Below are 12,424 nucleotides of genomic sequence, written 5' to 3'. Positions count from 1 at the left end.
CCAGTGATGAAATACACAGTCGAAAGTGATATTGGTTTAAAACGAGCAATTAATGAAGATCGCGCTGCATTTTTTAAACGTCCAGATGGCCTCGCACTCGCACTTGTGGCCGATGGCATGGGTGGTCATAATGCTGGCGATGTAGCGAGTGATATGGCAATGAAACAAATGGAAACGGTATTTTTACAAGCAGAGGCACATCATTTTGCAACTATGACATCAAAAAAAGAATGGTTACGACAAGCAGTTAAGCTTTTAAATACAAATATATTCAACTATTCTTTATCACATGAAGACTGTAAAGGAATGGGGACGACGTTTATCGCCGTGTTAATTGAAGGGAATTATTGCTTCATTGCACATGTAGGTGATAGTCGCGTGTATTATTTCTTTGATGATGGCGCACAACAAATAACAAGAGATCACTCCTATGTTAATGTTCTGCTTGAAAATGGTGAAATTAGCGAAGAGGAAGCATTGACGCATCCGAAGAAAAATTTCATTTTAAAAGCTGTTGGAACAGAGGAAACTATTGAACCAGACTTTTATGAAGTAGAGCTAGCGCCAAAATCGTATTTACTCATTTGTTCTGACGGTTTAAGTAATAAACTATCAGTGTATGAAATGGCATCTATCATTACCTATCCAGATGTAATTGAAGAAAAAGGGCGAAAGCTTGTGGAACTAGCAAATGCAAGCGGGGGGGAAGACAATATCTCCCTCGTGTTACTCACAAGGCAAGATGAGGAGGTGTAAGTATGCTTGTAGGAAAACGAATTAGTGACCGCTATAAAATTATAGAACTCATTGGTGGCGGAGGCATGTCCAATGTATACTTGGCGCATGATATGATATTAAATAGGGACGTAGCGATAAAAATATTACGCTATGATTTTACCAATGAGGATGAATTACATCGACGTTTTCAACGTGAGGCACTTTCAGTTACAAGCCTTACACATCCGAATATTGTTAGTATTTATGATGTAGGTGATGATGGAGACTTACATTATATCGTCATGGAATATGTTCAAGGAAAGACGTTAAAGCAGTACATACAGGAATTTGCACCGATTTCTCCTGCTCGAAGTGTGCATATTATGAAGCAATTAACGTCAGCGATTGCCAATGCCCATGAAAATCATATTATTCACCGTGACATTAAACCGCAAAATATTTTAATGGATGCGGAAGGAAATGTGAAAATAACGGATTTTGGAATAGCTATGACGCTAAGTGCCACATCTTTCACCCAAACAAACTCTGTGTTGGGCACTGTCCATTATTTATCACCAGAGCAAGCACGTGGTGGAACGGCAACAAATAAATCAGATATTTATGCGCTTGGAATTGTCTTATATGAATTACTTACTGGCGAATTGCCGTTCTCTGGTGAGTCGGCTGTTTCAATTGCCCTTAAACATTTGCAATCAGAGACGCCATCTGTTCGAGCATTTGATGGTACCATTCCACAAAGTCTTGAAAATGTCGTTTTAAAGGCCACTGCAAAAGATGCATCCCATCGCTATGCTACGGTAGAAGAAATGCAAGAGGACTTGGAAACAGTATTATCATCAGCTCGTATCAATGAACCAAAATTTACAATTCCTATTGATAATGATGCGACAAGAGCCATCCCAATCATTAAAGAACAGTTTATCCGAAAAGATGAAGATTTGACTAAAACAAGAGCAATGGAACCTATCGCACAAAAGAAGGTAGAAGCGAAAAAGCCTGTTGAAAAAGTAGAGCCGGTCAAACAAAAGAAAAAGTGGCCAAAGTATGTGGCAGGGTTATTCATCGTCGTGATTGCGATGTTCCTTTTCTTTTTATTTGCAACAGATTTATTTAGTCCGAAAAAAATTGCCGTACCTGATGTGACCAATTTAACGGTAGAAGATGCGACAAAGAAATTACAAGAAGCTGGCTTTGTTGTTGCCGAACAAAAAGAAGAGCGAAATTCTGAAGATATTGAGAAGGGCAAAGTCATTGAAACCGATCCAGAAAAAGATGCGAAGCGTGTTAAAGGAACTGAAATCGAATTAATAGTTAGTCTTGGTGTCGAAACAGTTAAAATTGATGACTATACTGGACAACAAATTAGTCAAGTTGAAGCTTTGTTAAAGGATAAGTTAATCATCCAAAAAAATTATGTACATTCCAAACTGCCTGAAGGGCAAATTATTGAGCAAGATCCGCAAGAAGGAGCAGAAATAATCGCAAAAGATGCAACGATTACATTTACGATTAGCCAAGGTGTAAAAATGATAACAGTTGATAGTGTAGCGAATTATACGAAAGCTCAAATGGATGATTACGTAAAAAGAGTAGGGCTGAAATGGCGCACTGTTCGCGAAGAGTATAATGATACTGTTCCAGCAGGTAGTGTAATTTCGCAAACGCCAAAACCAGGTACCAGCTTAATGGAAGGTGATACAATTGCAGTTGTTTTAAGTAAAGGACCTGCAGAAAAACCAGTGAAAACATTTATTAAAAATGTTTTAATTCCATATGAGCCAACTGAAGAAGGTGCTGAACAAGTAATCCGCATTGAAATTCAAGATAAAAATCATACAATGGTGAAAGCTTTTGATGAATTCACCATTACTAGTGACCAACAATACAAAATACAACTTGTCATTGTAGAAGGCGAAGAAGCGGCTTATAAAATTATCCGTGATTCAGAAATTATTGAGTCGGATAGTTTTAATTACGATGATGTTAAATAAGGGGGAATTGGATGGCGCATGGCCAAATCCGTAAAGCGTTAAGTGGTTATTATTATGTTTACGATGGGAAGGAACTTATACAGTGCCGAGGACGTGGCGTCTTTCGCAATCGGGGAGAATCGCCACTCGTCGGTGATCTTGTAGAGTATACACTTGAAACGGAAGGCTCGGATGGTACGATTCAAAAAATTATTGATCGTCAAAATGAACTAGTTCGTCCGCCAATCGCCAATATCGATCAAGGCATTTTAGTGTTTTCAGTAAAAGAGCCGAACTTCAATACGATTTTACTGGATCGTTTTCTAGTTGTTTTAGAGTCATTTCATGTCCACCCCATTATTTGTCTGACGAAGATGGACTTATTACAAGACGATGAGCGTGAGGAATTACAGGGCTATATCGCAGATTATGAAAACATAGGGTATACGGTGCTTCAAACTTATAAAGGCGAAGAAGAGTTAGTAGAACGTCTTCAGCCGATTTTAAAAGGAAAGACATCGGTGCTTGCGGGACAATCTGGTGTTGGGAAATCGACGCTTCTCAATACGTTAATACCTGATTTAAATTTAAAAACAGGCATTATTTCACAGAGCTTAGGGCGAGGAAAGCATACGACCCGCCATGTTGAGCTGATAGAAGTATGTGATGGTTTATTGGCGGATACGCCTGGCTTTAGTTCGTTTGATTTTGATGAAATTGAAAAAGAAGAGCTAGGGGCATGCTTCCCAGAGATAACGCGAATTGCTGAGGATTGTAAATTTCGAGGCTGTTTGCATTTAAAAGAACCAAAATGTGCGGTTAAAGTTGCAGTCGAAGCTGGCGAAATACGCGAGTACCGTTACAAACATTATGAACAATTTATGCAAGAAATTATGGATCGAAAGCCGAGGTATTAATCATGATACAAATAGCACCATCAATTTTAGCAGCAAACTTTGCTAAACTAGGAGAAGAAGTAAAAGACGTAGAACGAGCAGGTGCAAAGCTTATTCATATCGACGTAATGGACGGTCATTTTGTACCGAATATTTCATTTGGGTCCATTGTGTTGGATGCGATTCGTCCTTTAACTGATTTACCATTAGATGTTCATTTAATGATTGAAAATCCAGATCAATATATTGAACAATTTGCCAAAGCAGGAGCAGACTATATTACGGTACATGTAGAGGCTTGCCGCCATTTACATCGTACAATTCAATTAATTCGTTCTTACGGTGTTAAGCCAGGTGTCGTTTTAAATCCACATACACCGATTGAAACGATTCAGCACGTTTTACAAGAGATTGATATGGTGTTATTCATGACAGTGAATCCTGGATTTGGTGGTCAAAAATTCATTCATTCTGTTGTACCTAAAATTGAAGCATTATCCACAATTATTAAAGAGCGTAATTTAGACGTTGCGATTGAAATTGATGGTGGTATTAATGCCGAAACAATTGTTCCATGTGCAAAAGCAGGTGCCACTATTTTTGTAGCAGGTTCAGCGATTTATAGTAAAGAAGATCGTACAGCGGCACTTCAAGAGATTTTAGCTGCTGGTGAGGCAGCGATTAAAGGATGACTACTGTTGTCGTTTGTGCAGGCGGTCCGAAAGAGGAGCTATGTTCCTTTGATGCGTATAGTAGACAACATGATATTCTATTTATTGGTGCGGACCGAGGTGCACTGTATTTAATTGAGCAAGGTATTACACCGCATGCTATTGTTGGCGACTTTGACTCGTTATCACAAGAGGAATATCAATATGTTATGAAACATGCGGATGATGCCCAACGCTTCCGTGAAGAAAAAAATGAAACCGATACGGATTTAGCGCTGTTAAAAGCGTTAACCTTCGCTCCTAGCGAAATTGTGTTAACAGGGGTTACAGGTGGGCGCTTAGATCATTATGAGGCAGCTGTGCGTTCCATTTATCGATTACAGCTTGAACATCCTGATCTTGTGTTGAAAATTATCAACCATGCGAACATGATACAGTTTTTGGTGCCAGGCACGCACACAATTCAAGCGGATGAGCGTTATCGCTATTTGTCTTTTTTTGCCCATGAGCAACCAATACAGGGCGTTACTTTAAGGCATGTAAAATACGAAACAACGAACGAAGAAATTTCGTTAGGTTCAACTCGATTTACAAGTAATGAAATAATAGGCACTTCAGGGTCTATATCCTTCACGCAAGGCATATGTTTAATGATAAGAAGCATAGATTAGCGTAAGGGGGAGAGAGTCCTGAAAGTATATACGTTCCAACTGCCGAAATTTGTTAGTAGCATTACGCGTACGTGTATTAATCTATTTAAAAAAGATAAGAAAGAAGCTAAAAAATCCGACTGATGCCAGTCGGATTTTTCCTGTTTAATAGCTATATAAAGGCGGTTGGTAGTGTGCCTTGAAAAATGAAAGAAAAAAATCGATTTACGCTTTATGCGAAATCGATTTTTTAGAAGCGGCTATTAAACGCGCTCGATTTTACCTGATTTTAAAGCACGAGCAGAAACCCATACACGTTTTGGTTTACCGTTAACTAGGATACGAACTTTTTGAAGGTTAGCGCCCCAAGTACGTTTGTTAGCGTTCATAGCGTGGGAACGGTTGTTACCAGTACGAGCTTTACGTCCAGTGATTACACATTGTTTTGGCATGTTGTATTCCCTCCTTACAGTTGATGCTGAAAGATTATTATTTCAGTTCGGTATTTCACATACCATAATAATTTAACATACCAAGTCGTTCAGTGCAATAGTTTTCACATAACCTTTCAAGAAAAAAACCTTTACAGGCAAAAACAGCTATGAAAAAACACTGAACAATGGGTGCTCAATTCATTGCACAGTGAATTTTTTAATAGATTATTTCCCACGATAGCCAAGTTTTGTAGAGACGCGTTTTCCTGTTTCTACAAGACGTTGTGTAAGGAAGTTGATATGTTCTTCGCTGACGTTAAAGCTAACAAAACCGATACTGACCGCACCGATAATTTCTCCAAATCCATTAAAAACAGCTACAGCGACTGAGGAGGTACCTGCCGTTCGCTCCCCGTGACTAATAGCAAAGCCCTGTAATCGAATTTGTTCTAACTGCGCTTCTAAGTCAGCCATTTCATCAATAGGAACGAGTTGCTGCATAATTTCCTTTGCTTCTACGGTCGGTAAAGAGGCTAACAACGCTTTATTGGCTGCCCCAATATGCATTGGAATGCGAATACCTAGTTGATCATAAATACGAATCGGGTTGGCTGCACTATCAATACGTTCGATAATAATTGTATCTAGCCCCGCAGGTTTGCTTAAATAAACACTTTCCTCAACTTCTCTTGCGAGTCTTTCTAATTCTGGTCTAATTTTGCTAATATAGTCCATCGTATCATACACTTGCAAACCTAACTCCATCCATATTGTGCCGAGACGATAATGCTTCGTTTGCGTGTCTTGTTCAATCATTCCTTGTGCAATCATCGCTTTTAAAATTCTATGTAATGTACTCAATGGTAAATCGCATTTGGTGGAAAGCTCTGAAATAGACAAACTGCCTTCGGATGCTTCTGAAGCTAACACTTTCGCAATTGTCATTGCTCGTTCTAATAATTGCATAATTGTCCCACCTCCTCTAATCTTATTTTATTTTTATTCTTCCTGTTCGTCTAGTTCCTTCGTTGTCGTCCATAGTTAGTTTTCTCTTTGAAAAAGATAATATTAAAATTTTTCTAAATATATTGACAGTATATCATAAAACGCCTATATTTTTTATATAAACTTTCCTCTTAACGGAAACGTTTTCCACTACAAGGAAAAGGGGTGAAGGTATGCATTATTGTTCATCCATGTATGCACCTTTAAAACACGTAATTATTAAACATCCAAAAGACGCTTTTAAAAGCCAAGAGCATCTTGCGGATGAATGGAAAACTTTCAACTATTTATCAGAACCTAACTATCAGGAGGCTCTTACAGAATATGCTGAGTTTATAGCCGTTCTAGAGAAGTATGTTGAACAAATTGATTATTTACCAGCGTCAAATGAAGTAGGATTAGATTCGCTTTATGCACATGATCCTGTAAAATTCACACCAAATGGTGCAATTATTTTGAAATCTGGTAAAAAGTTAAGACAACCTGAGGCAGTTGTTTATAAGGAATTTTTACAAGACAAAGGGATTGCAATAATCGGTGAATTGTCGGGTGATGCTGTTTCAGATGGCGGGGATCTGGTTTGGCTTGATGACCGTACGCTTGCAGTTGGTCGAGGATATCGCACGAACGATGAAGCAATTCGTCAAATTAAGGAAATGACAGCAACTATGGTCGATGAATTTATCGTTGTGCAACTTCCTCATGATTTAGGGGAAGCAGAGTGCTTACATCTAATGTCCTTTATTAGTATGGTAGACAAGGATTTAGCTGTTGTACATTCGCGTTTAATGCCAGTATTTTTCCGTCAGCTTCTGATTGAAAGAGGAATTCAATTAGTGGAAGTACCAAAAGCTGAGTATGATACTTTAGGCTGTAACGTGTTAGCGTTAGCGCCGAGAGTATGTGTTATTCCTGAAGGTAATCCTTCCACTAAACAGCAGTTATTAGATGCGGGTGCAACGGTATATGAATATAAAGGTAACGAAATTACAGTAAAAGGCACAGGTGGACCTACATGTCTAACTTGCCCAGTAGTCAGAGGATAAAAAGGGAGATGGATGATATGTTTAAAAATGTGATTGTAAAAACACCAGGCAATAGTTTTGTTAACGGCTTAACAACAAGTGATCTAGGAAAACCTATTTTAGAAAAGTTATTTGAACAGCACGAACGCTATGTAGAAGCATTAAAAAAATGTGGTGTAGAGGTTACTCAACTTGAGGCAGATGAAGCTTTCCCAGATGCAACTTTTGTAGAAGATACGGCGGTACTAACTTCTGAATTTGCTATTATCACAAATCCAGGAGCGGCAGCACGCAATCGTGAAATTGAAGCAATTGAACCAGCAGTTAAAAATTTCTATGACAAGCTATATTATATTGAAGCACCTGGAACACTGGATGGTGGTGATGTTTTGCAAGCTGAAAAGAAATTTTATGTAGGTATTTCAGATCGTACAAATGAAGAAGGCGCACGACAATTTAAAGAAATCGTTGAAAGGGAAGGCTATGAAGCGACGATTATTCCATTACAAAATTTCTTCCATTTAAAAACGGGCATCGCGTACGTTGGACAAAATCGTATGGTTGTAGCTGGAGAGTTTATCGATCATCCAGCATTTGAATCTTATGAGAAAATTGTTATTCCACAACAAGATGAATACTCTGCAAACTGCATTCAAGTAAACGATACTATCATTATTCCAGCCGGTTATCCTGATACTAATCGCAAACTAAATGACTTAGGCTATCAAACGATTGAACTTGAAATGTCTGAATTTAGAAAGCATGATGGCGGATTGAGCTGTTTATCACTACGATTTTAAGTCAATAAAAAACATGCCCAATCAATTTGTAGGGGAAAATTGATTGGGTGTTTTAGTACTTTAAATATCTGAATATTTAATAATTTGACAAAATACGGAAATGGGGAAACACGTTGAGCAAAGGGGAGCAACAGCATAATAATGTATTGAAGCGTTCTATGAAGAGTCGACATTTATTGATGTTATCACTTGGTGGTGTGATTGGCACAGGTTTATTTTTAAATGTAGGTTTTACAATTAATCAAGCTGGCCCTGGTGGAGCACTAATTGGTTATTTATTTGGTGGTTTAATTTTATATATGGTGATGAACTGTCTGGGTGAATTGGCAGTGTATATGCCTGTCACAGGTTCTTTCCAAACATATGCAACACGATTTATCAGTCCGTCAGCAGGCTTTTCGTTAGGTTGGATGTACTTTGTTGGATCTGCTGCCACCGCGGGGGTGGAGTTTACAGCAGCGGGCATATTAATGCAGCATTGGTTCCCAAATGTGCCGATTTGGATATGGTGTGCTGTCTTTATGGTGCTTTTGTTTACATTAAATGCTTTAACAACAAAAGGTTTCGCAGAAGCAGAGTTCTGGTTTGCAAGCATTAAGGTAGTGGCTGTAATTGCCTTTATAATAATTGGTGTAGCTGCTATTTTTGGCTTGATTCCTTTGGCTGATCGGCCGACTCCACATTTAACGAATTTAGCACCGACAGGATTATTCCCTGCAGGCATTACGATTATTTTTGTCACGATGATGAATGTTATTTTCTCGTATCAAGGTTCCGAGCTAGTAGGAATTGCTGCTGGTGAAACAGAAAACCCAGAAAAAAACATTCCAAGAGCAATACGTACAATCTTGTTCAGAATTATCGTATTTTATATTGCTTCTATAATAGTACTGTCTGCCATTTTTCCATCATCTGAACTTGGGCTACTTGAAAGTCCTTTTGTTACATTGATGAAAATTGCGGGTGTTCCATATGCGGCGGGCATTATGAATTTCGTTATTTTGACAGCGATATTGTCTGTAGGGAACTCATGCTTATATGCTTCCACACGATTACTATGGTCGATGTCAAAAGAAGGCATGGCTCCAAAGTACTTTGGTCGATTAACAAAAAATAAAGTGCCATTAAATGCGCTTATTTTTACGATGCTATTTTCACTGCTATCGTTATTAACAAGTGTGATGGAAGCTGACGCAGTATTTGTGTTGCTTATGTCTATTGCGGGAATATCGGTGACTATTTCTTGGATGGGTATTGCCATGTCTCAATTAATGTTCCGATACCGTTATGTAAAAGGGGGAGGCAATGTGGCAGATTTGAAATTTAAAACACCATTGTACCCATTAATTCCAATATTTTGTATTGTTTTTTGTGTCATTATATTAGTGTTTTTAGCGTTTGATCCGACTCAAAGAATAGGGTTGTTATATGGCATAGGGTTCTTTGTAGCGTGTATGCTATTTTATAAAGTGAAATTGAGTAAAGTGAGTACAATCACTTCTGACAAAGAAAAGTCACTGAATGCTTAATGGATATTTCATTTTTAGTGGATAAAGGAGATTTTAAATATGAACAATTATTTATGGAATACACCAGACAAACTGCGAGCATTATTATGTGAAATTGTAAGCTGGGAAAGCAGAACATTAACAGCAGGTGAAAATGAATTCGCCTTTAAATTAAGAGAGCTGTTGCAAACGCTTTCTTATTTTCAAGATAATCCTAACTTAATAGAACTGCATGATGCGGGACTCGGTCGCCATGCGGTTACAGCATTGTACAAGCATCCAACGGCTACTGAAACAGTAGTCCTAATTAGTCATTTCGATACGGTTCATACAGAGGAATATGGAGAGCTTGAGCCATTTGCTTGTCGGCCAGAAGAGTTGACGAGTATGCTAATGGAACCTAAATATAAAAAAGATTTGCCAGAGGCGGCTAGAATTGATTTAGAGTCGGGTAATTATTTATTTGGTCGTGGCACAATGGATATGAAAATGGGACTCGCTTTACACTTGCAATTGATTGAAAAAGCGAGTATTGAACAATGGCCAATTAATCTAATTTTAACAGCGGTACCGGATGAGGAAGTCAATTCTGCTGGTATGCGTGCAGCCGTAGTTGAGTTAGTAAGGTTGCGTGAACAATACGGTTTAACCTATAAGTTATATTTAAATAGTGAACCTTCGTTTTCACAAGGGCCTTCTGATATAAATGAATATATATATTCAGGGACAATCGGTAAGATTATGCCGGCTGCTTTATTTTATGGAAAAGAGACGCATGTAGGTGAGCCGTTAAAAGGTATGACAGCCAACTATATTGCATCCTTTATGACACAGCATATGGAGTGGAATCCAGTTTTCCGCGAAACAGATCTCGGTGAAAGTACACCATTGCCAGTATCCTTACAATTAAAGGATTTAAAAATGGAGTATTCTACACAGACGCCATATCGTGCAGCCGCACTTTATAATGTATTTTTGTTAAAGCGGACGGCAACAGAGGTTATGGAAATTTTTGAACAAGTTGCATTGGAGGCAATGGCTGCTTGTAATATGCAATATAAGCAAATTTGTGAACGCGAACAAGTACAAGGTGTTGGGAAAGTAAATGTACTTCGCTATGAGGCAGTTTTAGAGCATGCTATTCAAAAACTTGGCGCAGAGGAAGTAAAGCATATTAAAAACCAAGTGCTAGAAAATACAGCGTGGGATGATCGGGAGAAGTCGATTCGTATTGTAGATCAATTGATGATTCGATGTCAGGAGCTAACACCAGCAACGGTGCTGTTATACGCACCTCCTTATTACCCAGCTATTAATTCTTCACAGCATCCGCTCGTCAAGCAATCAATCGAATTAATGAAGAAAACAGCCAAAACATTTGCTATTGAAGTCGAGCAAATACACTATTTCAATGGCATTTGTGATTTAAGTTATGTCAATTATTCAGATGATTCCAATGGCTGGGCTGCATTTGAGCGCAACACACCTGTTTATGGTGATACGTATAGTATTCCATTTGAAGCCATGTCTGCCTTAAAGGGCCCAGTGTTAAATGTGGGGCCATTCGGCAAAGATGCACATCAAAAGACAGAGCGTTTACATGTAGATAGTGCATTTAAAGAAATGCCTGTGATGATTGAAACACTTATAAAAAGCTTATATGCAGCAGAGAGTGAAATACCCGCGGAGTAGAGTGAAATACTCGCGAAAAGAAAGTGAATACCCGCGGAGTAAAGAGAGATACCCGCGAAAAGAAAGCGAATACCCGTGGAGTAGTGAAATACCCGCGAAAAGAAAGCGAATACCCGCGGAGTAGAGAGAGATGCCCGCGAAAAGAAAGCGAATACCCGCGGAGTAGTGAAATACCCACGAAAAGAAAGTGAATACCCGCGGAGTAGAGTGAAATACCCGCGAAAAGAAAGCGAATACCGCGGAGTAAAGTAAAATACCCGCGAAAAGAAAGCGAATACCCGCGAAAAGAAAGTGAATACCCGCGGAGTAGAGTGAGATACTCGCGAAGCAAAGTAAAATACCCGCGAAACAACTGAAACACCAGTAGTAAAGAGAGCATCTTAGGTGTTAGCAGAATCCCACAAAAAAGCTGATGTTTAAATACATCAGCTTTTTTGTCTACCAATACATAGATATTTAATGACAATGTTTCGACCGTAACATTTAAGGAAATGCTGTTTAATAGGTCGTTCAGAACAGAGAACCATAAATGTTGCAAGCTAATTGGGTAGGGATGGAACGCTAAAAACGTTGACACAAAGCGCTTTCAAGGCAACTTAGGTTGCTTAATGTATACCCGAAGTGGTACAATATAATTTAGTCAAAAAGAGCCAAGGGGGCATTTCTATGTCAATTGAATTAAATAATGAATTCGGCCAAATTGATATTTCAACAGATGTACTTGCACAAATTGCTGGTGGCGCTGCTATAGAATGCTACGGTATTGTTGGCATGGCATCTAAACATCAAATTCGTGATGGTCTAACTGATATTTTACGTAAAGAGAACTTTGCAAAAGGTGTTGTAATTCGACAACAAGAAGAAGATTTACATATTGATATGTATATTATTGTTAGTTACGGGACTAAAATTTCGGAAGTTGCTTATCAAGTACAGTCGAAAGTGAAATATACAGTGGATAAAACATTAGGTATGAGCGTTAAATCTGTCAATATCTTTGTGCAGGGCGTTCGTGTAGCGAATGAGTAAGAGGAG

Annotated in this window: 13 protein-coding genes; 11 read left to right on the top strand and 2 right to left on the bottom strand. The window is 38.6% G+C overall.

Features of this window, described 5'->3' with window-relative positions:
* Positions 1 to 6 precede the first annotated feature (6 nt).
* Genes FC748_RS12575 through spoVM form a run of 6 tightly spaced genes read left to right on the top strand, consistent with a single transcriptional unit; the run spans position 7 to position 5,069 of the window.
* On the top strand, positions 7 to 756 hold the full coding sequence (locus FC748_RS12575) for a Stp1/IreP family PP2C-type Ser/Thr phosphatase (RefSeq protein WP_024362083.1): 750 nt from the start codon (positions 7 to 9) through the stop codon (positions 754 to 756).
* Between the two features lie 2 nt (positions 757 to 758).
* On the top strand, positions 759 to 2,729 hold the full coding sequence (gene pknB, locus FC748_RS12570; RefSeq protein ID WP_024362082.1) for a Stk1 family PASTA domain-containing Ser/Thr kinase: 1,971 nt from the start codon (positions 759 to 761) through the stop codon (positions 2,727 to 2,729).
* Positions 2,730 to 2,740: 11 nt separating this feature from the next.
* Positions 2,741 to 3,625: a ribosome small subunit-dependent GTPase A gene (gene rsgA, locus FC748_RS12565; RefSeq protein ID WP_024362081.1), complete on the top strand. Its 885-nt coding sequence runs from the start codon at positions 2,741 to 2,743 to the stop codon at positions 3,623 to 3,625.
* A gap of 2 nt (positions 3,626 to 3,627) precedes the next feature.
* Positions 3,628 to 4,296, top strand: coding sequence for a ribulose-phosphate 3-epimerase (gene rpe, locus FC748_RS12560; RefSeq protein WP_108029507.1), 669 nt, complete (start codon positions 3,628 to 3,630; stop codon positions 4,294 to 4,296).
* Positions 4,293 to 4,946 carry a thiamine diphosphokinase gene (locus FC748_RS12555; RefSeq protein ID WP_025218777.1) on the top strand — a complete coding sequence of 218 codons (654 nt, stop codon included), beginning with the start codon at positions 4,293 to 4,295 and terminating at the stop codon, positions 4,944 to 4,946. Before rpe ends, FC748_RS12555 begins: the two co-directional genes overlap by 4 nt.
* 18 nt (positions 4,947 to 4,964) lie before the next feature.
* On the top strand, positions 4,965 to 5,069 hold the full coding sequence (spoVM, locus tag FC748_RS22570) for a stage V sporulation protein SpoVM (protein ID WP_103977638.1): 105 nt from the start codon (positions 4,965 to 4,967) through the stop codon (positions 5,067 to 5,069).
* A gap of 119 nt (positions 5,070 to 5,188) precedes the next feature.
* Here spoVM and rpmB read toward each other — a convergent pair whose 3' ends face one another.
* Complete coding sequence (gene rpmB, locus FC748_RS12545; protein ID WP_024362078.1) at positions 5,189 to 5,377, bottom strand: 50S ribosomal protein L28; 189 nt, start codon at positions 5,375 to 5,377, stop codon at positions 5,189 to 5,191.
* A 207-nt stretch (positions 5,378 to 5,584) separates the two neighbouring features.
* Entirely contained in the window at positions 5,585 to 6,325 is a 741-nt protein-coding gene (locus FC748_RS12540; RefSeq protein WP_024362077.1) for an IclR family transcriptional regulator, read from the bottom strand.
* 212 nt (positions 6,326 to 6,537) lie between these two features.
* Between FC748_RS12540 and FC748_RS12535 the strand changes: the two genes are divergently transcribed.
* From FC748_RS12535 to FC748_RS12515, 5 genes are all read left to right on the top strand, one after another.
* Positions 6,538 to 7,410 (top strand): dimethylarginine dimethylaminohydrolase family protein, encoded by an 873-nt coding sequence (locus FC748_RS12535; RefSeq protein ID WP_108029508.1) that lies wholly within the window; start codon positions 6,538 to 6,540, stop codon positions 7,408 to 7,410.
* 17 nt (positions 7,411 to 7,427) lie between these two features.
* A complete protein-coding gene (locus FC748_RS12530) occupies positions 7,428 to 8,189 on the top strand; it encodes a dimethylarginine dimethylaminohydrolase family protein (protein WP_108029509.1) in 762 nt (253 codons plus the stop codon).
* A 158-nt stretch (positions 8,190 to 8,347) separates the two neighbouring features.
* Positions 8,348 to 9,718, top strand: a complete 1,371-nt coding sequence (locus FC748_RS12525) for an amino acid permease (protein ID WP_108029695.1) — start codon at positions 8,348 to 8,350, stop codon at positions 9,716 to 9,718.
* Between the two features lie 39 nt (positions 9,719 to 9,757).
* Positions 9,758 to 11,389: a M20/M25/M40 family metallo-hydrolase gene (locus tag FC748_RS12520; protein ID WP_108029510.1), complete on the top strand. Its 1,632-nt coding sequence runs from the start codon at positions 9,758 to 9,760 to the stop codon at positions 11,387 to 11,389.
* Positions 11,390 to 12,055: 666 nt separating this feature from the next.
* A complete protein-coding gene (locus tag FC748_RS12515) occupies positions 12,056 to 12,418 on the top strand; it encodes an Asp23/Gls24 family envelope stress response protein (RefSeq protein ID WP_024362072.1) in 363 nt (120 codons plus the stop codon).
* The last annotated feature ends 6 nt before the right edge of the window (positions 12,419 to 12,424 follow it).

The sequence above is a fragment of the Lysinibacillus sphaericus genome (genome assembly GCF_005217585.1).
Classification (GTDB): domain Bacteria; phylum Bacillota; class Bacilli; order Bacillales_A; family Planococcaceae; genus Lysinibacillus; species Lysinibacillus sphaericus.
The sequence above is the reverse complement of the archived record's forward strand: the minus strand, read 5'-3'. Positions and strand labels throughout refer to the sequence as shown.